The sequence below is a fragment of the Sulfuricaulis sp. genome (genome assembly GCF_024653915.1).
GTDB lineage: Bacteria > Pseudomonadota > Gammaproteobacteria > Acidiferrobacterales > Sulfurifustaceae > Sulfuricaulis.
Window position 1 is genome coordinate 32221 of sequence record NZ_JANLGY010000011.1, and the last position, 23793, is coordinate 56013.

A 23793-nucleotide genomic window follows, 5' to 3' on the forward strand; every position below is an offset into this window, starting at 1 on the left:
CGTTCTCATATCCCTGTTTCCGGCGTGGATTGCCTGCCTGATGCAAATGCATCAAGCAAAATGACGCATTCGAATCATTTTTTCCGACTTTGATCGTAAATATATTGTTGCACGCGTGCGGCAATTTGCCGCACAGCGGTACCACCACAAATATCAAATATATATATAAGGAGGAGTCATGTTCCACAATTATTCTATAAAGAGTGGGTGGGAGGCTGCGCTGCTTACAGTGGCCATCCTGCTCGCATCGCCGCTGGCGCAGGCCAGTGCCATTCAATCCCAACCGCCGGAAAAAATCTTCGCGGCCGCCTGTTCCACCTGTCACGGATCGGGCGGCCGTGGCGGAGACTCATGGGTCAATGACGTCAATGCCCCACGCATCGCGGGCCTTAGGATGATCAGCGACACCGCGGCCAAAAACATGATCCGCAACGGATCGGACAACCGCGGCATGCCGGGTTTCGGGCCGGCGGAAATTACCGACACCGAGCTCAACAGTCTCGTCAGTTGGCTGCGCAATAACTGCGGCGGCATGATGGGCAGCTGCCCGGCGCCCGCGCGTCCGTCGGGCACGGAAGTGAAGGTGGACATCCTGGATGCCGATCCGTGGTACACCGACAAGGGCGTGGACAACGCCAACGACCCCTATGACGACACACGGCGTGTGGTGCTCGGCGCCAACCAGTACCTCACCGTGACCAACACCGGCAAGACCTGGCACACCATGACCAACTCCGCCGTCGGCAAGGACTCGGGCTTCATCGGCTACGCCGGCAATCTCGGCAGCGGCACCGGTTATTACTACGCGGATCAATCCACGGGGCTCGCGCCCGGCTGTGTACGCTATCTCTGCAAGCTGCATCCGTATATGCAGTTCGAGGCCTGCACTGCGGGCAATACGCCGGCGGAAATCACCAAGGCCTCGAAGGTCGCCATCGCCAAACCGGCCGTGGCGGGCAGCGGTGAGGTCTGGGTGAACGCCCAGAGCCAGGAGGAAAGCGCCTCCGACACGGTGGACGGCGCGATGCAGGTCATCGACTCCGCGAACTGGAACATCAAGAACTACATCGCCAACGTCGGCAACAACCCGCACAATGCCTGGCCCGGAAAGGGCAGCAACGGCACATCCTACGTGCTCACGGCCAACTGGCACGACAACACCTCGACCGTGATCAACGCCAGCACCAAGGCGGTGGTGCGCACCGCCGCCACCGGCGCGGCGTCGGCGCACGTGCAGGTATCGCCCGGCGCGGCCGAACGCTGGTTCGTCACCATCATGGGCGGCGTGGCCATGCAGGAAGTGGACGTGGCCAAGTTCGCGGCGGGCCAAAGCGGCGCCCTCGTGGGCAACCCCATCCGCGGCCAGTTCTCGCCGCACGGCATCTGGTTCTGCGACGATGGCGAGCATTATCTGACCGCCAACACGCTGGCCAACTCCGTGTCGCTCTACTCCGTGAGCCAGGCGAAACAGCAGTCCTTCGCCTCGACCGGCGGCGTCTCGCCGCTCGCGGCGAGCGTGTTCAACGGCTACGGCACCGGCGGCTGCGTGCGCGCTTACACCAACAACGCTGGGACCGCGTCGGTGTCGGTGTACGACATCAACCCGACGGGCGGTACGATCACGCGCAACAGCAGCGTGATTCCGGCCGCGTTGCGGGATGCGAGCGGCAACCTGAAGCTCCGGGACACCTCGATCTATCCGGTGCGCTGGGTGCATATGCCGATCCAGACGCCGGTGAGCCCGCCTGACGCCACCACGCACGGCCGCTTCATGGTCACCGCGAACAAGGCGTCGTTCAACGTCGCGGTCACGGCGCTCAGTTCCGCGGGCAATCCGACGGCGGTTTACACCTTCCCGGCGGGCCTTGGAGCGCACGGCGTGACCTACGGCCGCAAGGCGTTGTGCGACAATGGCGTTCCCAGTTCCATCTGCTACTACGCCTACGTGACCAATACCTTCGAGGATTACATCAGCGTCTATGACCTCGAAAAAGTGGCAAGCGCGGGCGCGCCAGGCTCGGCCGGCGAGCAGGTGAGCCTGCAGGGTTACGGCGCCAAGGCGTTGTGCAGCGGCCAGAGCTCGTGCAACGTGCCGATCACGACCTTCTGCCCCGACTGCCGCAGCGGGGCGCACGTGGGCGACGTGCCGCTCAAGACGACCACGACCGGCAAGTACACCTATCTGAAGGAAGAGGTGTGGCTCGACCCGCTGGCCACGGAGCTGCCGCTGGATCTGGACCTCAAGATCAACACCGGCGCGCAAGGGATCATGGTCGCTCCCGCGCCCAAGCCTTGGCCGTAACCGGCTGGTAATGCGGTAACAACAAAGCAGGGGGCAGCGAAACGCTGCCCCCTGCTTTCACGTCCATGAAAAGGCTTCTCCTCTTGTTCGCCCTGTTGTTGCCGGGTGTTGCCGCCGCGGAAACGACACCGGCGACGCTTCCGGAAATCGTGGCGCGCATCAACGACGTTGCAGTCACGCGCGCCCAATTCGAAACGCGCCTGGCGCAAAGCCGCTCGATGAACCCTTCGCTGTTCGATGCCATGGGCGCGGAAGAAAAGGCGCACGCCATGGTGCGCGTGCTGAACGGCATGATCCAGCGCGAGCTCGAAGTCCGGGAAGCACACCGCCGCGGTATTACCGTTGCCGAGGAGGAGATCGCGCAACGGCTGCGCGAGATGGAGGCCTCTTACGCCAACAAAGGCGGGCTCAAACAGGCCTTCGCCGAATTCAAGATCACGCCGGAGCAGTGGAAGGAAGAAACGCGGCGCAATCTGCTGATCGAACGGCTCGAGGCGATCGAGTCGGCCGCCATGCCGGTTACCGATGAAGAAGTCCGCGAGGAATTCCTGCGTAACTTCTGGAAGGAAAAAACGCCGCCCTCGTCGCGGGAGTTAGCCGAACACCGCGAACATATGCGCATGGTGATCCGGCAGCGGCGCTGGCCCGAGCAGCGCAAAAGCTGGATGCAGTCGCTGGCGGACGTCGCCCGCCTCTGGCGCTGGACGCCCGCCGCCGGCGGCGCACCCTAGCGGGTGGTTGTAGCGTGCACGATCCGACGATATAGCTGGACGGCGGACATCAGATTCCATCCCGGCCACGCATACGAAAGCGCGATCGGGGTTGCGACCGGATATACCCGGAATCCGGGATGAACAACTACCATCGAAGTCAGCAATAGCGCCGCGCCATACAGCCGCCGATGCGGCAACGCGCGCGTCCTGCCTTTTCAATTTATCGAGTGAATTCATATCCTGCCGCTGTCTGTTCCGCGGCGTTTGTTGGCGTATTTCTTGCTTGCTGCGGCATTTTGCCGCACCCCCGATGCTTGTGATACCGAGATTCCGGGTGACAGAATGGTTGCGTCAGAGGGGATTCGATCGTCATGCAGGCATTACAGGATATCTTTTCCAGAACGTGCGACGCCGTTTTCGCCATTGACGATGCCTGCCGCATCGTTTACCAAAATGGAACGTTTGCCGAAATTTTTCTGCACGGCGATTCGGCGCCGTTCCCGCGCAAATGCTACGAAGTAGTTTGCGGCCGCAACCCGGAGGGAGAAGATTTCTGTTGCTCGCATTGCCCCCTCGGGAAATCCCCGCTGGAGGGCCGGCCCGTTGAGAATTTCGATCTGCGAGTCCGCTTGAGCGATGGGAAAACGATCTTGCTGGATGTGGGAGTCATGCCCGTTTCCAGAACGTTCGATAATGTCGCCGCGATTTTCATGCTCCGGCCCGTTGACCCCTCTTGCTCTCTTTTCCACCCGGCTGACGACAGGGAACAAACAAACGGCATCTCACCCGATATCGAGCACGGGCTTACTTGCCGTGAACGGCAGGTTTTGAAACTGCTCGCCGAGGGCCTCGACGCCAAGGCCTTGGCGAACGCGCTGCACATCAGTCATGCCACCGCCCGGAATCATATCCAGCACATCTATGCAAAGCTGGGTATTCACAACCGGGCCGAGGCGGTGAGTTACATTTTTCGTAACGGCTTGATGCGTTAAATTTTTTTTCTCTCTTCTTTAATGTAAGTTCCTGTGCCCCGGCCGCGTGCCGGGCTGACGCATTTCAGTTTCACGCAATGTCCGAAAAATGATGCATGTGCATCATTGTCCGGTTGTTGACAGTCCTGACATAGTTCCAACGTCCGTAAAAGCGCAGGAAGGGCGCGGATTATTCCATCATATATTTTTTATCATAAATAGATTCGGTTTATCCTGGAGGAGGCGGTCATGAAGTTTCTGAAAATTCCTGTTCGGTTTGTTGCGGTTATACTGCTGTCACCCCTGATGATCGGCAGTGCCTGGGCCATGGGTGGTGGGGGCGGAGGTGGAGGCGGCGGCGGTGGGGGTGGTGATCCGGTCGCCGGCGAAGCGATTTTCCAGGGCGTCTGTTTCGCCTGTCACGGAACCGATGCCGGCGGCCGCTTCGTGCGCAAGAGCATCCGGGACGCCTCGGCCAACAGGATCAGCGGCATGATCCGGATGCGGCCGGAGATGCAGTTCCTGTCATATCTGACCAGCACCGACATCGCCAATGTCGCCGCCTACCTGGCCGTCCTTCCCGAGACCGGCAACCCGGAACGGCTTTCCGGCAATGGCAATTCAACCAATGGCGAGGCTGCGTTCAGGAAAAACTGCACCGGCTGCCACTCCATGGGCACCAGCGCCCGGGTCGGGCCCGATCTGCTGAATGTGGTCCAGAGAAGAAGGCCCGTATGGATCCAGGCCTTCACCGTCGAACCCAAGGCCATGATCGGCCATGGCGCGTTCGGCACCGGTCTGGAAAATTATCCCTGGTGGATGTCCGACACCAACCTGTCCGATTACACCGCCCTCGACATCTGGGCCTATCTCAATCTGCAGCAGGTGCGCGTCGAGACCCCACCAGTCACGCTGACGGCCGCGGAATTCGAGGACACCAAGAATCTCTACTTCAACCGCTGCGCCGGCTGCCACGGCCTGTATCGCAATGGCGCCACCGGGCCCAACATCGGCGAGGTCAGGGCCAAGGTGATCGGCACCGACGGCTTGGGCGCGATGATGCGCCACGGCACGCCGGGCGGCATGCCCAACTTCGGCACCGCGGGCATTCTCACCGACGACCAGATCACCAAGATGGCCGCCTACCTGCAACTGCCGCCGCCGGAAGCGCCGCCGCTGCCGATGGCGGAGATTCAGGCGAGCTGGCAGTTGCTGGTTCCGGTGGCCGATCGTCCCACGGCGCCGCAAACCACGCGCGACTGGCAGAACTACTTCGGCACGGTGCTGCGGGACGCGGGCCAGATCGCGATTTTCGACGGCGACACCCGCGAGGAGATCGTGCGCGTGGATGTCGGCTTCGCCGTGCACATCCTGCGCTCGTCGAAGTCGGGACGCTACTTCTACGCCATCGGCCGCGACGGGCTGGTCAGCATGATTGACCTGTGGGCGAGCACGCCGAACCTGGTGGCGAAGGTGAAGGGCTGTCACGACGCCCGCAGCGTGGACGGCAGCAAGTTCACGGGCTACGAGGACAAATACCTTATCGAGGGTTGTTACTGGCCGCCGCAGTACGTCGTGTACGACGGCCTGACGCTGGAGCCGCTGGCGCGCAACGACATCCCCCTGACCAGCATCACCGGGGAGACCCTGCAGGAGGTGCGGGTGGCGGCGATCGTGGCCTCGGAGTTCGAGCCGGTGTGGGTGATCAACCAGAAGGAATCCGGTTACGTCGGCATCGTGGACTATTCGCAGGCGGGCTTCCCACTGGCGGCGAACATCGCCACCGAGAAATACCTGCACGACGGCGGCTGGGATCACACCAGGCGCTACTTCATGACGGCGGCCAACGCCAGCAACAAGATGGTGATCGTGGATACCGCCACGCGCAGCTTCGTGACGAGCTTCATCACCGGCAGCGTGCCGCATCCGGGCCGCGGCGCCAACTGGTACGATCCGGAGTATGGCTGGGTCAACGCCACGCCGCATATCGGCAGTCCCCTGCTCGCGGTGTACGGGGCGGACCCGGTGGGCCGGCCGGACGTTGCCTGGACCGTGGTGCGCAACATCACGCTGCCAGCCGCGGGTTCGCTGTTCCTCAAGACGCACCCGAACTCTCCCTGGGTGCTGGTTGACATGACCCTGAGCTCGACCAACGACAAGCAGGTCTGTGCCATCGCCAAGGCGACGGGCACGGTGGATCGCTGCTTCGACGTGGCGACCGCCGGCAAGGCGGTGCACCAGGAGTTCAACAGGGACGGCAGCCAGGTCTGGATATCGGACTGGGCCGGCGAAGGCGGCGGACAGGTCATCCTGGACGGCACCACGCTGGCGGAGATCGCGCGGATTCCGCTCCCCGCGACCACCGGCAAGTTCAACGTCTATAACACGTCGCACGACATCTACTGAGTTTCAAGGAGGTAACACGCCGGGCGCATCTCCCAACGGGGATGCGCCCGGCTTGTGTTTGACGCCGGTTGCGTCCGTCTGGGACACGGCGAGATCGAGCTGCGGTCGCCCCAGGCGTTGGCCCGGCTGTCGCGGGGCGAAAGCGAGTGATCCTTAAATCACGCAAGGGCGTTTCCACGTTTTTTTCGAATCGGCGTAACCTTTTGAAATCGGGTTTCGCGGGCCTAAATCTGTAACCAAAATCACACCGCCGGGGCGGAGGACTTCACAGCCGCCCCGCTTTTTTTGCGGCGGATTTTTTGAACTATGCTTTCCTATGGATTAATTGAATAGCAGGCAAATCAAAGCATTTCGCATACCTCATGGGGGAGGTTCCTGATGAATAATTGTCGAACGCGAGCGGCCGTCTCGTGCTGCGCTCGGTGGACAGCAGCAGCGATTCTGTCCGGTTTCCTGAGCGCGGGAGCAGGCGCGGAAGATCAGCGCCGCGACTACCTCGTGTTCCTCGACGCTTCCACCCAGCATCGCAGCGGTTCGCCGGTGGGTGACGAGATCAAGCGCAACGAGGGTGAGGCGAAGGCCACGTTTCTTTATTCCTGGCAGGACGACCGCTACCGTTTTTTCGGCGAGGCGCATGCCGCCGACGAAGGTGAATATGAACTCGCGCGGCTGCAATGGGGCTGGCGCTTGGCGCCGCAGACCACCGCCTGGGTCGGTCGCTTTCACAATCCGCAGGGGTACTGGAACACGCAGTATCATCACGGGGCCTACCTTCAGACGACTATCCGCCGCCCCGGCATCGAGGCGTTCGACGGACACGAGGGCGGCGTGCTGCCCTCGCATTTCATCGGTGCGCAACTCGACGGCGTGCGGCAGGCGGACCAAGAGGGCAGCCTGCGTTACGAATTGGGGCTGGGCGTGAGCGGCCAACTCGACGGAGAAGGGCTGGAGTCGCCGTTGATCGTGGGTCCGCAACGCTCGGCCAAATCCACCGCGAGCCTGCGGTTGACCTATAACCCACAGGAGGGAGGCCTGGATTCCTTCGGCCTGTTCGTCGGCCGGAACCAAATACCGGCAAAGGAACTCGACTTTCGCGAGGTGCGCCAGACCGTGGCGGGCGTATCCGTCAACAAGGTCGTGGAAAACCTGCGCTTCGTCGGCGCCGTTTTCTTTTTGCGCAACGAACTGGAAGGCGGCGCGACGTCCGGCACCGCGGGCGGTTTTGCCAGCGCCTATCTTCAGGCTGAATACCAGTGGAACGCGTTGTGGACGCCGTATGCGCGCGCCGAGGGAACGCGCGGCGCGGACGATGATGCTTACCTTATGCTGTTCCATCATTTCGTCAAGGGCCGCGGTCTTGCCGGCGTGCGCCGCGATTTCGGGAAGAAGCAGGCGCTTAAGCTCGAATTCGCGCGCTCGCGCATCGAGGCCGGACGCTACAACGAGACAGGCATTCAATGGAGCATGGTGTTTCCATGAAGCGACGTTTTTCTTTCACCGGTCTCATGCTGTCGGCGGTACTGATCGCCAGCACCTTCGCGCTGCCGCTGCCGGCGACGGAAGGGCGCAAGCTCGTGCTCGTCGCCAGCCACCAGTCGGATGCCGCCGCGCTTTCCCCGGAGGAAGTGCGCAAGCTCTATCTGGGTGTCGCCGTCACCAAGGACGGCAAGACTTTCCTGCCGTTGTGCAACCACACCAATACGGTGGTGTACGAGGTTTTCATGCAAAAGGTCATGTACATGTCCGGACCGGCATATGAACGCGCCATGATGACCCGGGTGGTGCGCACGATGAGCAGCCGTCCTCCGGAATACTCCGCGGAGAAAGAGTTGTTCCGAGCGCTCGCCACAAACCCGAATGCCGTCACCTACATGTGGGCGGACAAGGCCGAGGCCGCGGGACTGAAGGTCGTGGCGGAACTATGGCGCGAGAAATAACCCGCCAGGTTCTGCACGGCCTGACGACGCGACTGGCGCTGGGCGTGCTGGCGCTCGGGACACTGCTCGGCGCGCTGTTGCTTTCGGGGGTGCTGTATTTCGTTGTCGAGGATTACAAGGCGCAGTTCGTCAATAACGTCCGCTCGCAATCGCGCATGCTCGCCGGCCTGGTCGGCGCGGAGCTCGACGACCGGGCAGAGATCCAGTCGCTTTTCAGCGAACTGTTGCTGGGCGGCGAAGTGGTGTACGTGGAAGTGGCCATGGACGATCCCGACGATCCGCGCGCCATCGCGCCGAACGACCCGCAGGGCAAGCGGGATTTCAAGGAGGATTTTTTCTTCGGTGAACACGGCGACAACGTTTATTACATCTCCGCGCCGGTCGCGGACAGAGACGCACGCCCGCGCGGCACGTTGAATCTCGGCTTCGACGAAAGTTACACCCGCGAGCAGATCGCCCGTATCTACCGCCGCGGCTTTTATTTCGCCGGGGGCTATACGATCCTGCTGCTGATTCTGGCGATATTGCTCGGCATGCACCTGGGACGGCCGCTCCGGCAACTGCGCGAGGCGTCGCGCGAAATCGCCTCCGGCCATTTCGACCGGCCGCTGACGGTGGACAGCCGCCTGGCCGAAGTGGCGTATCTGTCCGAGGACCTGGAAACCATGCGCCGCGAGCTGATCCACCGCGGGCGCGAGATCGCCGCGCGCGAGGAGCGCCACCGCGCGGTGCTGGAGCACGCCGCCGAGGGCATCGTCACGCTCGACGGCCAGGGGCGCATCGAGAGCTTCAATGCGGCGGCGGAGCGGATTTTCGGTTACTCGGCTACCGAGGTGGCCGGCACGCCCTTCACCCGTTTTTTCAGCCTCGCCGAGGCCGGCCGGGTGATCGGGCCCGACGGCCTGCCGCACATTGCCTCCGGCGTTACCCTGACCGCCCGGCGCAAGGATGGCGGCACCGTCCCAGTCCAGCTTTCCATCGGCGCCTTCCAGCATGGGGAGGAGAAGCTGTACACCGTCGTGGCGCAGGACATCAGCGAGCGCATGCAGTTCGAGGAGAAACTCGCGCGCCTCGCGTACTACGACCCGCTCACGGGACTGCCCAACCGGCGGCTGTTCCACGATCGCCTGGCGCAGGCGCTTGCCCGCGCGCAGCGCAACGAGAAACTCGTGGGGATTCTTTTTTTCGATCTCGACCGCTTCAAGGAGGTCAATGACACCCTCGGCCATTTGTTCGGCGATCTGCTGCTGCAAGCGGCGGCCAAGCGTTTAACGGAAGTGGTGCGCAAGGACGATTCCATCGCGCGGCTCGGGGGCGATGAATTCACCATCGTGCTCACCGACATCTCCAACGTCGAGGACGCGGCACAGGTGGCGGAAAAAGTCATCGGCCTGTTCTCGAAGCCGTTCCAGATCGGCGAACACGAGGTCTTCGTCTCGACGAGCATCGGCATCACGATCTATCCGTTCGACGACAGCGACATCGAGAACCTGATCAAGAACGCCGACACGGCGATGTACAAGGCCAAGTCGCTTGGCCGCAATAATTACCAGTTCTACGACGCGCGCCTGGGCGCGCAGTCCCAGGAGCGGCTGGTGCTGGAAACCTCGCTGCGCAAGGCGGTGCAGCAGGGAAATCTCACGCTCTACTTCCAACCGCAGGTGCTGCTGCACTATCAGCCGCAGTACGACCGCTTCAGCGGCCAGATCGTGGGCGCGGAGGCGCTGGCGCGCTGGCAGCATCCGGATCTGGGATTGCTGTACCCCGAGCGCTTCATCGCGCTCGCCGAGGAAACCGGGCTTATTATCCCCGTGGGCGAGTGGCTGCTGCGCGCCGCCTGCGAGCAGAGCGTGGCCTGGCGCAAGCAGGGTCTTCCGCCGCTGCGCGTGGCGGTCAACATCTCGCCGCGCCAGCTCCAGTACAAGGGCATCGTGGAGCAGGTCGGGCGCGTGATCGAAGAGACCGGCGTGGATCCGGCGCATCTCGAGATCGAACTGACGGAAAGTCTCATCCTGCACAACCACGCGGAAATCAAATCGGTGCTGTTCGAGCTCAAGAACATGGGCCTGACTCTGGCCATCGACGACTTCGGCACCGGCCACTCCTCGCTCGCCAACCTGCAACTACTGCCTATTGACGCCGTGAAGATAGATAAATCCTTCGTGCACAACATCACGCACGACGAACACAGCGCGGCGATCGCCATGGCGGTCATCGAGATGGCGCACAAGCTGGGCATCCGGGTGGTGGCCGAGGGCGTGGAGATGGAGGAACAACTGGTTTACCTGCATTCGCACCAGTGCGATATCATGCAGGGCTATTACTTCAGCCGGCCAGTGCCGGCGGCGGATTTCGAAACGTTGCTCAACGCCGACATGGAGATGCAGAATCCCCTGAAATCCTCCCGGGACAGTCCATGAGCCCGCGCCTGGAAGAAACGCGGGCGTTGCAGCGATTCACCCTGGTTTTCGCGGTTCTGGCGCTTGCCATGGTGGGCGCGCTGCTCGCCTGGACCAGCCATGTCCGTTACCGGGAATTCGAGGCGCATCAGCAGGAACTCATGCGCAGCTCGGTGCAGGGCGCAGCCGGTGAGGTTGGCATTTTCCTCAACGAGCTGCGCCGCGCGGCGCGTCTATTCGCGGACACGGAAGCAACGCGCCTGCAGCGGCTGATGCGCAACCCCGAGGACTACGGCCTCTACGATGCCCTGCAGGCGTCGGTGAAATCGCATTTTCCCGAGGCCTTCGCCCTTACCATCGCGGACAAAAACGGCAAGCCTTACGTCACCGATTTCGAGGGTCGGGTGGAGGAAATATGCGTGAAGGACATGCGCCAATTCGCCGCCGACCGCGCGCACAGCGGTGTTTACGTCCACCCCAACAACCAGATGTACCACTTCGACATCATGGTGGACTGGGAGCGCGGCGGAAAATCCATGGGCATATTTTTCGTGAGTTTCTCCGCCGATATCGTCGCCCGTATCCTGAAGCACGGCGAACTCCCCGGACACAAGCTGATGCTGCTCAAACGGGATATCCCGGACCTTATCGAGATCACGTCCGACGGCGTGCGCATCGTTCTCGATCGCGAGTTCAAACTGAGTCCCGAGGAAATGCGCCGCATCGGCCACTCGGTTCCCGTCGAAGGCACATTCTGGAATCTGGCGGATATGCCAGAGCCCGGGTTGTTTGAGAACGCGCGCCGCGACATTTGGCACGAGGCCTTGACGATCATGGCGATGGTCTTCGCGGTCAGCGTGGTAATGGTGGTATTGCTGTTCCGTTATCATCGGCGCAACAAAAAGCTCGAATATCTCTACACGCACGACACGGCGACCGGCTTCCCCAACCGCTATTTTTTGCTGGACCGGCTGCAACATTGCCTGCATGAGGGGCAGCAGAAGAATTCCTCTTGCGCGCTGCTGCTCGTTGATCTGGGCGGTTTCCGGATGGCGAGCGGCAGCTTCCTCAATCACCGCAACAATTACCTGCTGATAAAGGAAGCCGGCGACCGCATCCGGCGGACGATAGGCGAAGTAGACGTGCTCGCTCACCTGGCGGGCAACGAATTCGCGGTTCTGCGATTCGGCATGGACGCGGAAACCGCGGTCAATACTGCGGGCGCCATTCTTGCGTCGCTGAAGCAGCCGTTCACCGCCGACAAGAGCGTCACGCTCCCCAAGGCAGTCGTTGGGATTGCGATCTCGCCCGAGCACGGTGAAGACGCAGAGACCCTGACGCAGCACGCCACCGCCGCGCTGTATGCGGCGCGGTTGAACGCCTCGGGTGTGGCGATATTCGCCAACCAAGCCTGAAGCCATCTCAAAAATACCCATGCGAACATTTGGGTAGGCATCGCCCACCATATAGGGCTTCGATGGCTACTCAATGGTGGGCTGTGCCCACCCTACATTTTTGGATTAATCAAACCTTCCATAACGTGCCGCCGGAAGACGGCGTAAGCGGAAGACAGGTTCCATCCCAGCCACGCATACGAAAGCGCGAGCGTGGCCGCCGCCGGATACACCCAGAATCCGGGATGGAGGATTGCCACGGTTACCAGCAACAACGCCACGCCGTGAATCCACAGCTGCGGCCGGGTGCGTGTGTCCGGCATGATCTGTTTCATGTTCGGCAGGGTGCCGCGCACGTTCTGTTCGTGCAGATGCAGCCAGGTGAGAAACGGCACGATCTTGTACAGCATGCCATGAATGGCGCTGGAGGCAAAACCGGCGATCAGCCACGTCCCGAGCATCAGTTCCAGGCGCGGAAAGTTCCCCGGCGCGAACCGGAGCGCGAGCCCCATGACGACACAGGCGAGCAGGCTCGTCATCGCCAGTTGCCAGAAGCGCAGGGTGACGTCCGGCAACTGGCGCCGCCGCTGGCTTTGCAGACGCAGCGTCACGATCGCGAACGCCGCGAGGCCGAGACCGATGACCACCGCCAGCGCATTGGCCATGACCGTGAAAAAGGAATGTTGCGGCGCCAGCAACAGGCCCAGGCTCCAGGCCGGCAGCGCCGCGAACAGCAGCGGTGCCAGCCGGCGCGTCATCCATGCCGGGTAGGCGGGCGTGAGCTGGAACATCGGCACCACGTGGAAGGCCACGCCCATCACCAGCAGCCCGACCCAGCCGAGGAATCCCCAGGCGAGATGCATATCGGTCCAGTGAGCGCTGGCCGAGCCGGCGGCGGACGTAGTCCGCGATATTCCGATGATGATGCCGAAAACCACCGTGACCAGCAACGCCATCAGTGCCAGACGCAACGGCCACACCGCCGGGTTGGCGCGATCCGCGCGCCACAGGCTCCACCCGGCCGCGGCGATGAACAGGGCGAATCCGCCGCCGAGCAACCACAATGCCGCGCGCAGCAGCGGCGGATGCGAGGCCGCAAAACCGGCGCTCAGCGCCAGCGTGCCGAGCGTGAGCAGCCCGTGCACGGCACCGCCCACGAGTTTCGGTCGGGCGATGGGAGAGCTCGCCAGTACCGGCAGCAATTGCATCAGCGCGCCCAGCATGGTCATGGCGAGGAAACCGAGCGTGAACAGATGGGTGAGCGCGAGCGTGGTTGGAGACCAGCGCGAGGCCAGCGCCTCCGGGCCTTGCCACGCGAGCAACGCCGCCGCCAGCAGCGCGAACCACGGCGCCGTGAGAAAAAAACGCAACGGCACGGTAAACGGCGGCGCCTGATCGAGGCGCAGATCCGAGGCGCTCATGGGTCAAACACCGTCAAGGATATGTCGCACGGCCGACCGCGCCTGGTCATCGTGTCGCCGCCAGATGAAAAGTTCGCAGGAGCTGTCGCCGGCGCCGCGCGCCTGCCAGTCAAAGCCGGTCTGTTGCAGCAGCGGGTAGAGGGGAAGAGGCTCGTGCGGCAGGAAGGCGCGCAAATATTCTCCGTCGCCGAGCGCGTGGATGACGGCCAGCACCCGCTCCATCGGTTCGGGCGGCGGCAGACCGCGGGCGTCCAGCCGGTGCTCGGACGGCATGGCGTCGTCAGGCTTGAGTGAATTGTCCGGCCAGCGCCGGCCCCTGCGCGCCCAGCACCTGATCGGCCAGGCGATAGAGGATGTTCTCCTCTTTCATGTTGTGCTGCTGCATCAGGATGAGCAGGGTTTCGGTGGCGCCAAGCAGGCGCTGCGTATCCTGTGCCTGCGCGCCTTGCTGCATGTCGCGGAACAGCGTGCGCATCTGCTCGTGTTCCATGCGCATCACCTGGGTCGGGCCGCCGGCGCCGATGACTTGTTCCAGCGCCGGGAACAGCGTCTGCTCCTCGAAGGCGAGATGATGGTTCATGGCCTCGATAAAGGCGGTGATGTCGCGCTGCGCCTGCGGCCATTCGCCCCGCGCGGCGTGTTTCTCGGCGCTGGCGAAGAGCTCGTCGCAGCGGTGGTGATCCTGCGCCAGCGTATCGCCGAGGCCGGGGGGATTTCGTGGTTTGCTCACGGTTTCCATGGGCGCACTCTTGGGCCTGCGGCGCCAATGCGCATTGATTTACATCAACGGGGCTGTCATCGTCGTGTAATGCCCGGATGACCGCGGGGGTTTTGCGCGAAAGCTAGCCGGGGTTTCCGTCTGCGCGCGGCCGCAGGTACATCGGCGCATACAGCCGGGCCCATAACAGGAAGGCCAGCAGCCAAACAACCGCCGCCAGTACATTCAGTATGCTGCTGGCAGCCGCGGGCGCGAACTCCGCGGCGATGCGCAATGCCGCGACCAGGTTGATGCCGAACAACACGCGCCAGGTGAGATCGTCGGCTTCGAGCGCGCGGCCGGAGTGGCCGAGCGTGACGCGCGAGGCCATGGCCACGATCATGCCGCCGAAGAATCCGATGCCGAGCGCGTGCAGCGGCGCGCGCGCGAAATAATCCGTGCCGGTGACGAGCAGCGTCAGGCTCTGCGCGGTGAACAGCGCCATGCCGATGCCGAGCCACAGGAAGGCGATGTGCAGCATCGCCAGCAGGCGCGCGTGAAAGCTGCGGCGGAATTGCCACAACCACGAGTGATGCAGCGCCGCCGCCGCCAGCGGCGCGTCCGCGAGAAAGCGCCACGCCGGCAATCCGGCGAGCTCGAAGGCCGCGTGCGCCACGACGCACACCACCATCAGCGGCGGTGTCCACGCCGGGCGCACCATCAGGTAATTGATGAGCGCGCTCTGGGTGAAAAACGGAATCATGCGATGCGCTACCAGGAACACCACCGGCATCAGAAACAGCCATAGGCCGATCTCGCGCGCCAACGTAAACGCCAGCGGCGACTGGATCAGGACGCCCGTGAGGAAACACAGGATACCGACTGCGCCGGCGGCGAGCGCGAGATTGAGCAGGCGCTCATGCGGTCCGTGTTTGGGTGCCTGGCGGAAAACCGTGAACAATGCATGGAGCGCCAACGCCCATCCCAGCAGTTGCAGGACCAGTGCCAGCGCCACGAGAAGGAGAGAAAAGAACAGGCCCGCGTAAAACAAAACCATGCCTGTAACGAGAAAAAAGAAAACGGCGACGTATCGCGAGGCCGCTATTACCGGGCCGCCCATCCAGCGCGGGTAAACGGTGAACAGGAATCCGAAAATAAAATACGGAAACAATCCGAACAGCATGAGAAACACATGCGCCGATATGGAGGGCAGCACGAGTCGCAGGGGTTCTGACCAGCCTGCGCGCGCGAGTAGCTCGGCGAGCCAGAACAACATGATCAGTACGGTCTGGAGCGCGCCGGGGAGAAACATCATCCGGTGCGGCGCGGCGGTAAAGCTGTCCCAGCGAGAGGAGGCGGAATGATTAGTGTTGTCGGGAGACATGGTTGGCCGATTTCAGGAGACCTTACTTAGCAGCCATCGGCGTCACCGTATTTGATGCAAATCAAAGGCGAACGAAAAACGCCCGCGCCTTATCGCCACCTCAGTTCTGACGGCTACGGAGCGTATGCAAGAGATACAGCGCGAGGCTGAACAGCACCAGCGCACCGGCCTGGTGCGCCGCGCCCAGTGAAACCGGCGTGACATTTACCACCGTGGCGATGCCCAGCAGCACCTGCACCACGAGCCAGCCGAGCAGCAGGTGCGCCGCGCGCCGTGCCCGGTATGACAGGCCCGCACGCATTACCTTCCACCAGAAGACCGGGATCACCAGACACAGCAGAAACGCGAGCAGGCGATGATTGAACTGCACCGTGGCGATGTTCTCGAACAGGTTGATCCAGAACGGTTGCATGGCGTACATCCCCTCCGGAAAAAATCTCCCGTTCATCCACGGGAAAGTATTGAAGGCGAACCCGGCCTTGGTGCCGGCAACAAATCCGCCCGAGAGGATCATGATAAATACCAGACCGGTAACGGTATGCGCGAATCGCCGCAATTCCGGCGAAGCGTTGACCGGCCTGCGTTCCGAAACGAGATTCAGCGCTAACCACAGGATATAGGCGTAGATCGCCACCGCCAGCCCCAGGTGCGCGGTCAGGCGATAGGGGCTCACGCGCGGCAGATCAATGAGGCCGCTCGCCACCATGAGCCAGCCGAGCACGCCATTCAGCGCCACCAGCAAGGGTACTGCCACCATGCGCGGGATCAATTTCTTCTCGATGCGGCCGCGCCACAGGAACCACAACAGTGGCACCAGCGCAACGAAAAAAATCAGCCGGCCCCAGAGACGGTGCAGGTACTCGAGCCAGAATATTTTCTCAAAGCCGGCGAGATCCATGCCGACGTTGATTTTCTGATACTCGGGCGTTTTTTTGTACAGATCGAACATCTCCTGCCAGTGTGCCTCGGTCAGCGGCGGCAGCGTGCCCTCAAAAAGCCGCCATTCGACGATGGACAGGCCCGAGCGCGTGAGTCGCGTGGTCCCACCCAGCACCACCATCAAAAAAATCATTGCCGCGACAACCAGCAGCCAGCCGGCGACCTGCTTATTATGTGATGCAGTGTTTATCATTTAGAGCCGCTATCGAAATGAAAACCAAAATTTTAAACCACGGGGAACACGGGGAGTAAAGATGTCGAAAAACAGAAAGGCCGTTGTTTAACCGTTTTCCATGCTTTTCCCCGTGTCCCCCGTGGTTTGAATTCATCTTATTATCTCGGTGTCAGGAGATGGTTCAGGTTCACGATGGACAGCAATAATAGCGTGGCAATCGCATTATGCGCTGTCACCAGAGCGAGGGGCAGGCTGAAGGCGACGGCAGATATGCCGAGAAGGATTTGCAGCGCGAGAAAAACCAGTATCGTAATGCCCGTGCCGCGATAACGGCTTCCCGAACCGATGGCGCGCCAGCCGAGCCATGCCATATAAAGGAATGTGAGAACCGCGCCGGCGCGATGCACCAGATGAATGATCTTGCCGGCATCGCCCGTGATTACGGCACCGGCGTCCGTGGCTGGCAATACGCGAGACAGGTTAAAGCTCTCGCGCCAAGGGCCATCGCTCCAGGGATAACCGCCGCAACCGGGAAGATCGGTGCAGGCGAGCGCCGCGAAATTAGCGCTGACCCATCCACCCAGTGCAATCTGAAAGAAGACAATGAAAATTCCAATCAGCGCCCATGGCCGCAACTCGTGCCTCTGTATATTTTCTGTTTTGGTTGATACGGAGCGTTGCCCCAGCCACCACAACATGGCCAGCATGGCCATGCCGCCGAGCAGATTGCTGAGCGTGACCCACGGCAGCAGCGGCGAGGGCGTTTTGTAACCCAGTATCGAAAGAAAGACGGTCAGCCCCAGCACCGCGAGCGGGATCAGGACGGATTGCCCCGGTTCCCGGCGCCGGCGCCACGCCGTGACCGCGATCCCCAGCACCAGCATGCCCAGCGCGGAGGCCACTAAACGATGCGTCGCGGTGGCCCACGGCGGCACCAGATGCGCCGCGGCCAGCGATTCCGTGCCGCTTGTTTCCGCCTTGATCAGTGCGTAGCAGGACGGCCAGTCAGCGCAACCCAGGCCACTGCCCGACAGGCGCAAATAGGCGCTCAGTATCACCACAATCAGCACCAGCAAGATGGAAACAGAGACCAGCAGCGTGTAAAGACTGCTCGCACGGCCGGATGTCGGCTGGTTGGCGGCGTGTTCGGTCATGGCGAGTTCCGGTCAGGAGACGAAAAGAGGGATGGCAGATACTGATAATTTCCCGGTCTCTTGATGTTGGTCATGGCGCAATTTCGGTTGCCTGCTACTTTTGTCTGCGATGAGATTGCGTGCATGATCGGCGCAGAGTGTAAAACATTTTCGGGGAAATTGATCTAAATCAAGTTTCCATATGCCCTAAACGGTTTTAAATCCACAGCGGCATTCTGTCGCATCATGTGAATTATGGAGCCGGCGTTGCGCGAGACAGCCCGGCAAAAGTGGCCCAACAGTATTTCGATTTAATCTGGAGGTGTGAACATGTCAGCAGCCAAAAATACGGATTCAGGTCGGGACGAAAAGGTTCCTGCGATGCAGCGGGTGCTCGACAATCCCTTTCTGCTTTTGTTCATCGGAGTGACCATGCCCACGGTGTTTTACATCCTGTGGGGCATCATGGAAATCGTCACTTTACCCCTGGCCAAATAACCTCCGGGAGACACTGACATGAGCCTGACTCCTCCTGCCGAACGAATCTGGTGGAATGAACCCATCGAGGCCGTTGAGCTTTTCTGGGTCGCGATCGCGCTCGTTTGGGCGCTCGTGATGTTCTTCATGATGCCTTACTGGCACATCTACGGTAAGCAGAATCTTTCCAGCGAGGCCTATCGCACCACGCCCGAGATGTATACCAAGAAAGTGCAGGCGATGGTGGATCAGTACACCATCCGCAAGGAAACCACGCGCGACATGCCTGTGGTCGCACCGCCCGCGGGAGCTGACATTTACATGCTCGGACGACTGTGGGAATGGTACCCGGCGCTGGAGCTCGAGAAGGGCCAAAGCTACCGCCTGCATCTTTCTTCCGTGGACTGGCAGCACGGCTTCTCGCTGCAGCCGGAGAACATCAATTTGCAGGTTATCCCCGGTTACGAGATGGTGATCAAAATCACACCTAACAAATCGGGAGAATACTCGGTGATCTGCAATGAATACTGCGGCATCGGTCATCACCAGATGATCGGCAAAATCTACGTGAAGTAAGGAGGAGAGGCCCATGGCGAATACTGCGGAATTCCGAACCTGTCCCGACACCGGCCTGCTGTTCCACAAGCCGGCCGAGACGCTGATGAAACTCAACGCCGTTGTCGGCATCGTGTTCCTGCTGATTGGTGGTGTGCTCGGCCTGCTGATGGGCCTGACGCGCTGGCCCACGGTGCACCTGCTGCAGGCTGATTCGTTTTACATGTTGTTGACCGCGCATGGCGTCAGCGTACTGATTTTCTGGATCATCTTCTTTGAAATTGCAGTATTGTATTTCACCTGTACTACCTTGCTGAAATCACGTCTCGCGGGCCCGCGCTGGGCGTGGCTCGGTTTTGCGCTAATGGTCATCGGTTCCATCACGACCATGGTCTCCATCTTCCAGGGCCGTTCCAGCGTGATGATGACCTCGTACGTGCCGATGTCAGCCGAGCCACATTTCTATCTGGGGCTGATCCTGTTTGCGGTCGGCGCGCTGATCGGATGTTTCGTGTTTCTGGGCACGCTGGTGATCGCGCGCGCGGAACGCACCTACGGCGACGGGTCGATCCCGCTGGTCACATTCGGCGCCCTGACGGCCTGCATCATCGCCATCTTTACCATCGCTTCGGGCGCCATTATTTTGATTCCGACCTTCCTGTGGAAGATTGGCTACATCAACCACATTGATCCTCTCATGTACCGTATCCTCTGGTGGGGCATGGGCCATTCCTCCCAGCAAATCAACGTCTCGGCCCATATCGCCGTGTGGTACGCGGTCATGGGCGTGGTATTCGGCGCGCGGCCGCTGTCCGAGAAGGTCTCGCGCTCGGCGTTTCTGCTGTACATCCTGTTTCTGCAACTCGCCAGCGCGCATCACCTGCTGGTGGATCCGGGCATTGGCACGGAATGGAAGATCTTCAACACCAGCTACGCCATGTACCTGGCGGTGCTGGCGAGCATGATCCACGGCCTGACGGTGCCGGGCGCGATGGAGGCGGCGCAGCGCAAGCGCGGCTTCAACAAGGGCCTGTTCGAGTGGCTGCGCAAGGCGCCGTGGGGCAACCCGACTTTTGCCGGCGTGTTTCTCTCGATTCTCATCTTCGGTTTTCTCGGCGGCATTTCCGGCGTGGTTATGGGTACGGAGCAGATCAACCTGATCATCCACAACACCCTGTACGTGCCGGGTCATTTCCATGCCACCGTGGTCGGCGGCACCACGCTCGCCTTCATGGCCCTGACCTACTGGCTGGTGCCGATACTGTTCCGGCGTGACATCATTCTGCCGTCGCTGTCGAAATTCCAGCCATATCTTTTCGGCATCGGCATGTCAGGGTTCTGTCTGTTCATGATGGGCGCCGGCACGCTGGGCGTGCCGCGGCGTCACTGGGACATCTCCTTCAGCGGCGCCATCTTCGGGCATCAGTTTCCGGAAACGGCGTACCTGCTGCTGGGCCTGACGGGCATCAGCGTTATCCTCGCGGTAATCGGCGGCGGGCTGTTTATATTGCAGATCGTCGGCTCGGTGTTCTTCGGCCGTAAGCGTGGCGAAACCAAGAGTGCGACCCCGATGATTGCCGAAATGGTTGCACCGGGTCTGCATGGCATCGGCATGGGCGGGATCTCCGTGCCCGGCACGCTGGTGTTGGCGCTGGTGTTCCTGACCTCGTTCATCCTGTACTACTTCGTCAACTGGAAGTACTTGTCCCAGGTCTGGGGCCTCGGCTAGCCGGATAGATTGTCTGCGCGGGCCACTGGGCCGGTCCGCGTTAGGGAGGCCGGGCAGGCTGAGCCTGCCCGGCTGTTCCTTTTGCATCCCTCGGCACCGCATTCGGCACTTTTCCGCTGCGCGTCCTGCTTCGCGGAAAAGCCCGGGGCGCACTTCCTGTGCGCCCGTTCGCCGTTTCGGCTCACCCCTGTGTCGCGGTTTGTTATGATGGCCACATGCTTTTAAATTCGCATACTTCCTTATTCTGTTTGATTGTTGGTCTGCTCTTGGCGCCGGCTGCTGTGGCTGTCACTCCGCATGATGCCGGCATGCATAACCCGCCAGCGGCGTCAGCGGCGGGAAGTTCGCCATCGAATTTCGATGAAAAGACCGCGCTCACCATCAGTCAGGGTGTGATCGGCAAATTCGTCGGTGATTACACGCTGACGGCGACGGACGGACGCCGTGTGCGCTTGTCGGAATATCGCGGCAAGCCGCTGGTGATCAGCCTCATCTACACCAGCTGCTATCACATCTGTCCCACCACGACGCAGCATCTCGCCAAGGTGACGCGCACCGCACGCGCCGCGCTCGGGCCGGAGAGTTTCAGCGTTCTCAGCATCGGTTTCGACACGCCGAAAGACACACCGGTGGCCATGCGCCAGTTTTCGCTGGATCAGGGTATCGACATTTCCGGCTGGTTGTTTCTGAGTGCCGACGCGCCTTCGATGGAAGGTCTCACAAAAGAGCTTGGCTTCATTTCCTATCGCGCGCCGCACGGCTTCGATCACCTGATCCAGGCGACGGTGATCGATGCGCAGGGAAAAATTTATCGTCAGGTTTACGGAATGACCTTCGAGACGCCGCTGCTCGTGGAGCCGTTGAAGGAGCTGGTCTTCGGGAAACCGGTTGCGCACTCATTTCTCTCCAGCCTCAGCAACAAGATCAAGTTGTTCTGCACCGTCTACGACCCGACAACCGACAAGTATCGTTTTGATTATTCGATATTCATGGGACTATTCATCGGCGCCAGTTCCATCGGCATCGTGAGTTTTCTGGTTTTCCGGGAATGGCGTCGAAACCGCCGACGCCGGGGTTGACCTGCGTCATACTCTTATTCCCCACCATAATGCTAAGGTATGTCCGTCGTTACACCGGATGAAGAGCGGATATTTCGGAGACGGATATTGTTAGAAGCCATACAGCGCACGGGTCGTCAGGCATTTGCGTTTGTGGAAAATGCTTTTGATGCCGCGTTCGGTCCCCGGATCAATCCTTTTTACCACCTCGGGGCGCTGTCTTTTTTCTTCTTCTGGGTCGTGACGGCCAGCGGCATTTATCTCTTTATTTTTTTCGAGACCAGCATCGAGGGCGCTTACCGTTCGGTCGAATATTTGACGCACAGCCAGTGGTACCTGGGCGGAGTGGCACGCAGCCTGCACCGCTATGCCTCGGATGCGATGGTGGTTGTTGTGCTGCTGCATCTGGTGCGCGAGTTCGTTCTGGATCGCTACCGGGGCGTGCGCTGGTATGCGTGGATCACGGGGGTGATGCTGTTGTGGTTCCTGTACGCCTCGGGCATCGGCGGTTACTGGCTGGTGTGGGACCGCCTGGCTCAGTACATCGCGGTGGTGACCGCGGAGTGGCTCGACTGGCTGCCGATCTTCAGTGAATCCATCGCGCGAAATTTTCTCAACAGCGCAACCGTCAGTGACCGTTTTTTCTCGTTGCTGTCCTTCATGCACATCGGCATTCCGCTGTTTCTGCTGCTTGGCATGTGGATCCATATCCAGCGCATCAGCCGCGCCAAAACCAATCCGCCACGGGCGATCATGATCGGCACGCTGACGGCGCTCACGGCGCTGTCGCTGGTGTATCCGGCGTTGAGCCAGGGGCCGGCCGATCTCGACACAGTGGTCGGCGTGGTGCAGCCCGACTGGTTTTATCTCATGCTTTATCCGCTGATCGATGTCTGGTCACCGGGAGCTGTCTGGGCCATCGCGGGTGGCGGCACCTTGTTGCTGATGATCCTGCCGTGGCTCCCGCGCAGGCAGGAGGCGGCCGCGGCCGTGGTCAGCCTTGCGAATTGCAACGGGTGCGGACGCTGCTTTGCGGATTGCCCTTACAGCGCGGTGATCATACAGCCGCGCACCGACGGGCTGCCGTATGAGAGTGAGGCTTCCGTAAATCCGGATTTGTGCACGGCCTGCGGGATCTGCGCCGGCGCCTGCCCGACCGCTACACCGTTTCGACGCACGACGGAACTCGTTGCCGGCATCGACATGCCGCTCCTGCCGGTGCGCGAGATACGTCAACGCACACTGGATGCCATGATGGGACTTTCCGGAAATGACCGGGTACTCGTCTACGGCTGCCATTCCAGCGGCAACCTGGCGTCGCTTGAAACATCGGGAGTCGGCGTGGTCGCGTTGCCTTGCGTGGGGGCCTTGCCGCCTGCGTTCATCGATTTTGTCGTCACCCGTCGCCACGCCGATGGTGTGATGCTCGTCGGGTGTGCGGCGGGCGATTGTTATCATCGACTGGGAGTGGAATGGATGGAGCAGCGCCTGGCGGGACAGCGCGATCCTTATCTGCGCGGGCGCGTGTCGCGCGACCGGATCGCCACTGTCTGGGTGGCGCCGTCAGGTGCCGCGCTACTGATGCGTGAACTGGAAGCCTTTCGCGCACGGCTGCGGGAAATGGGGCCATACCAGAAAGGCGGAGGCTTGCCACCGTCTTCCGCGCCCCCGGATCCAAATCAAGACGAGGCGAGAGATGTCTCTTATCGCATGGGATGACCGGTTTTCAGTCGGTGATGCATCCGTCGATCACGAGCATCGTGAACTCATCGGGCTTATCAACGAAACCTACGACAGGTTAAAGCGTCCCGACGCTGACATCACCGTGCCCGATTTTCTCGGCGAGATATATACGCGCATATCCGCGCACTTTGCACTCGAGGAAAAACTCATGCGCGCGAGTCGCTATGTTCACTTCCAGGAGCATAAGGCGGATCATGAGCGCCTGCTGGACGAAATCCGCGATATCATGGACGATTACGAGGACAAACGGATTTTCGATGCGGAGCAACTCGTGCAGCGCTTGGGGGCGTGGTTTGGCGTGCATTTCCGCACGCACGACGCGCGGCTGCACCGGAATCTGGGCTAATGAAGAGAGATTTT

The 23793-nt window shown here is 61.2% G+C and carries 21 protein-coding genes; 14 read left to right on the plus strand and 7 right to left on the minus strand.

The annotated features are described in order from the left end of the window. Window positions 1-178: 178 nt before the first annotated feature. Window positions 179-2302 (plus strand): c-type cytochrome, encoded by a 2124-nt coding sequence (locus tag NUV55_RS05575; RefSeq protein WP_296671104.1) that lies wholly within the window; start codon window positions 179-181, stop codon window positions 2300-2302. Window positions 2303-2367: 65 nt separating this feature from the next. Beyond that, window positions 2368-3033, plus strand: a complete 666-nt coding sequence (locus tag NUV55_RS05580) for a SurA N-terminal domain-containing protein (RefSeq protein WP_296671106.1) — start codon at window positions 2368-2370, stop codon at window positions 3031-3033. 362 nt (window positions 3034-3395) lie between these two features. Here the strand turns inward: NUV55_RS05580 and NUV55_RS05585 are convergent, their stop codons facing one another. Then, on the minus strand, window positions 3396-3785 hold the full coding sequence (locus NUV55_RS05585; protein WP_296671302.1) for a hypothetical protein: 390 nt from the start codon (window positions 3783-3785) through the stop codon (window positions 3396-3398). Here NUV55_RS05585 and NUV55_RS05590 point away from each other — a divergent pair. The 6 genes from NUV55_RS05590 (at window position 3726) to NUV55_RS05615 (ending at window position 12143) form a co-directional block, all read left to right on the plus strand. Then, window positions 3726-4007, plus strand: coding sequence for a LuxR C-terminal-related transcriptional regulator (locus NUV55_RS05590; protein WP_296671299.1), 282 nt, complete (start codon window positions 3726-3728; stop codon window positions 4005-4007). The two genes, NUV55_RS05585 and NUV55_RS05590, sit on opposite strands and share 60 nt — an antisense overlap. Before the next feature lie 228 nt (window positions 4008-4235). Continuing rightward, window positions 4236-6392, plus strand: coding sequence for a cytochrome D1 domain-containing protein (locus NUV55_RS05595; protein WP_296671107.1), 2157 nt, complete (start codon window positions 4236-4238; stop codon window positions 6390-6392). A 378-nt stretch (window positions 6393-6770) separates the two neighbouring features. Then, window positions 6771-7871 (plus strand): hypothetical protein, encoded by a 1101-nt coding sequence (locus tag NUV55_RS05600; RefSeq protein WP_296671109.1) that lies wholly within the window; start codon window positions 6771-6773, stop codon window positions 7869-7871. Further along, a complete protein-coding gene (locus NUV55_RS05605; RefSeq protein WP_296671111.1) occupies window positions 7868-8329 on the plus strand; it encodes a hypothetical protein in 462 nt (153 codons plus the stop codon). The genes NUV55_RS05600 and NUV55_RS05605 overlap by 4 nt, the downstream gene beginning before the upstream one ends. Further along, window positions 8314-10749 (plus strand): EAL domain-containing protein, encoded by a 2436-nt coding sequence (locus tag NUV55_RS05610; protein ID WP_296671112.1) that lies wholly within the window; start codon window positions 8314-8316, stop codon window positions 10747-10749. Before NUV55_RS05605 ends, NUV55_RS05610 begins: the two co-directional genes overlap by 16 nt. Continuing rightward, on the plus strand, window positions 10746-12143 hold the full coding sequence (locus NUV55_RS05615) for a GGDEF domain-containing protein (protein ID WP_296671114.1): 1398 nt from the start codon (window positions 10746-10748) through the stop codon (window positions 12141-12143). The genes NUV55_RS05610 and NUV55_RS05615 overlap by 4 nt, the downstream gene beginning before the upstream one ends. A 92-nt stretch (window positions 12144-12235) precedes the next feature. On the opposite strand, the gene NUV55_RS05620 is transcribed toward NUV55_RS05615, so the two are convergent. The 6 genes from NUV55_RS05620 to NUV55_RS05645 all read right to left on the minus strand — a co-directional run bounded on the left by NUV55_RS05620 (window position 12236) and on the right by NUV55_RS05645 (window position 17892). Then, window positions 12236-13543, minus strand: a complete 1308-nt coding sequence (locus tag NUV55_RS05620; protein ID WP_296671116.1) for a hypothetical protein — start codon at window positions 13541-13543, stop codon at window positions 12236-12238. Window positions 13544-13546: 3 nt separating this feature from the next. Beyond that, window positions 13547-13816, minus strand: coding sequence for a DUF2249 domain-containing protein (locus NUV55_RS05625; RefSeq protein WP_296671117.1), 270 nt, complete (start codon window positions 13814-13816; stop codon window positions 13547-13549). 7 nt (window positions 13817-13823) lie between these two features. Further along, window positions 13824-14273 (minus strand): hemerythrin domain-containing protein, encoded by a 450-nt coding sequence (locus NUV55_RS05630; RefSeq protein ID WP_296671119.1) that lies wholly within the window; start codon window positions 14271-14273, stop codon window positions 13824-13826. Window positions 14274-14385: 112 nt separating this feature from the next. Next, window positions 14386-15624 (minus strand): NnrS family protein, encoded by a 1239-nt coding sequence (locus NUV55_RS05635; protein WP_296671121.1) that lies wholly within the window; start codon window positions 15622-15624, stop codon window positions 14386-14388. A 100-nt stretch (window positions 15625-15724) separates the two neighbouring features. Further along, window positions 15725-16756 carry a COX15/CtaA family protein gene (locus tag NUV55_RS05640; protein ID WP_296671122.1) on the minus strand — a complete coding sequence of 344 codons (1032 nt, stop codon included), beginning with the start codon at window positions 16754-16756 and terminating at the stop codon, window positions 15725-15727. Window positions 16757-16896: 140 nt separating this feature from the next. Beyond that, window positions 16897-17892 (minus strand): heme A synthase, encoded by a 996-nt coding sequence (locus tag NUV55_RS05645; protein ID WP_296671125.1) that lies wholly within the window; start codon window positions 17890-17892, stop codon window positions 16897-16899. A gap of 309 nt (window positions 17893-18201) precedes the next feature. Here NUV55_RS05645 and NUV55_RS05650 point away from each other — a divergent pair, with 309 nt between their 5' ends. From NUV55_RS05650 to NUV55_RS05675, 6 genes are all read left to right on the plus strand, one after another. Continuing rightward, the gene (locus NUV55_RS05650) at window positions 18202-18369 is read left to right on the plus strand and encodes a hypothetical protein (protein ID WP_296671127.1); all 168 of its coding nucleotides are present in this window, start codon (window positions 18202-18204) and stop codon (window positions 18367-18369) included. An 18-nt stretch (window positions 18370-18387) separates the two neighbouring features. Next, entirely contained in the window at window positions 18388-18924 is a 537-nt protein-coding gene (locus NUV55_RS05655) for a hypothetical protein (protein ID WP_296671128.1), read from the plus strand. 13 nt (window positions 18925-18937) lie between these two features. Then, window positions 18938-20632 carry a cbb3-type cytochrome c oxidase subunit I gene (locus NUV55_RS05660; protein ID WP_296671130.1) on the plus strand — a complete coding sequence of 565 codons (1695 nt, stop codon included), beginning with the start codon at window positions 18938-18940 and terminating at the stop codon, window positions 20630-20632. Window positions 20633-20940: 308 nt separating this feature from the next. Beyond that, window positions 20941-21711 (plus strand): SCO family protein, encoded by a 771-nt coding sequence (locus tag NUV55_RS05665; protein ID WP_296671132.1) that lies wholly within the window; start codon window positions 20941-20943, stop codon window positions 21709-21711. Window positions 21712-21798: 87 nt separating this feature from the next. Further along, a complete protein-coding gene (locus NUV55_RS05670; RefSeq protein WP_296671134.1) occupies window positions 21799-23409 on the plus strand; it encodes a cytochrome b N-terminal domain-containing protein in 1611 nt (536 codons plus the stop codon). Next, complete coding sequence (locus NUV55_RS05675; protein WP_296671136.1) at window positions 23387-23779, plus strand: hemerythrin family protein; 393 nt, start codon at window positions 23387-23389, stop codon at window positions 23777-23779. Before NUV55_RS05670 ends, NUV55_RS05675 begins: the two co-directional genes overlap by 23 nt. The last annotated feature ends 14 nt before the right edge of the window (window positions 23780-23793 follow it).

Bases quoted from the DNA above. Each gene is read 5' to 3' on its own strand.
- NUV55_RS05575 (WP_296671104.1), top strand. From the start codon at position 179: ATGTTCCACAATTATTCTATAAAGAGTGGGTGGGAGGCTGCGCTGCTT.
- NUV55_RS05580 (WP_296671106.1), top strand. From the start codon at position 2,368: ATGAAAAGGCTTCTCCTCTTGTTCGCCCTGTTGTTGCCGGGTGTTGCC.
- NUV55_RS05590 (WP_296671299.1), top strand. From the start codon at position 3,726: ATGCTCCGGCCCGTTGACCCCTCTTGCTCTCTTTTCCACCCGGCTGAC.
- NUV55_RS05595 (WP_296671107.1), top strand. From the start codon at position 4,236: ATGAAGTTTCTGAAAATTCCTGTTCGGTTTGTTGCGGTTATACTGCTG.
- NUV55_RS05600 (WP_296671109.1), top strand. From the start codon at position 6,771: ATGAATAATTGTCGAACGCGAGCGGCCGTCTCGTGCTGCGCTCGGTGG.
- NUV55_RS05605 (WP_296671111.1), top strand. From the start codon at position 7,868: ATGAAGCGACGTTTTTCTTTCACCGGTCTCATGCTGTCGGCGGTACTG.
- NUV55_RS05610 (WP_296671112.1), top strand. From the start codon at position 8,314: ATGGCGCGAGAAATAACCCGCCAGGTTCTGCACGGCCTGACGACGCGA.
- NUV55_RS05615 (WP_296671114.1), top strand. From the start codon at position 10,746: ATGAGCCCGCGCCTGGAAGAAACGCGGGCGTTGCAGCGATTCACCCTG.
- NUV55_RS05620 (WP_296671116.1), bottom strand. From the start codon at position 13,543: ATGAGCGCCTCGGATCTGCGCCTCGATCAGGCGCCGCCGTTTACCGTG.
- NUV55_RS05625 (WP_296671117.1), bottom strand. From the start codon at position 13,816: ATGCCGTCCGAGCACCGGCTGGACGCCCGCGGTCTGCCGCCGCCCGAA.
- NUV55_RS05635 (WP_296671121.1), bottom strand. From the start codon at position 15,624: ATGTCTCCCGACAACACTAATCATTCCGCCTCCTCTCGCTGGGACAGC.
- NUV55_RS05640 (WP_296671122.1), bottom strand. From the start codon at position 16,756: ATGATAAACACTGCATCACATAATAAGCAGGTCGCCGGCTGGCTGCTG.
- NUV55_RS05645 (WP_296671125.1), bottom strand. From the start codon at position 17,892: ATGACCGAACACGCCGCCAACCAGCCGACATCCGGCCGTGCGAGCAGT.
- NUV55_RS05650 (WP_296671127.1), top strand. From the start codon at position 18,202: ATGTCAGCAGCCAAAAATACGGATTCAGGTCGGGACGAAAAGGTTCCT.
- NUV55_RS05655 (WP_296671128.1), top strand. From the start codon at position 18,388: ATGAGCCTGACTCCTCCTGCCGAACGAATCTGGTGGAATGAACCCATC.
- NUV55_RS05660 (WP_296671130.1), top strand. From the start codon at position 18,938: ATGGCGAATACTGCGGAATTCCGAACCTGTCCCGACACCGGCCTGCTG.
- NUV55_RS05665 (WP_296671132.1), top strand. From the start codon at position 20,941: ATGCATAACCCGCCAGCGGCGTCAGCGGCGGGAAGTTCGCCATCGAAT.
- NUV55_RS05675 (WP_296671136.1), top strand. From the start codon at position 23,387: ATGTCTCTTATCGCATGGGATGACCGGTTTTCAGTCGGTGATGCATCC.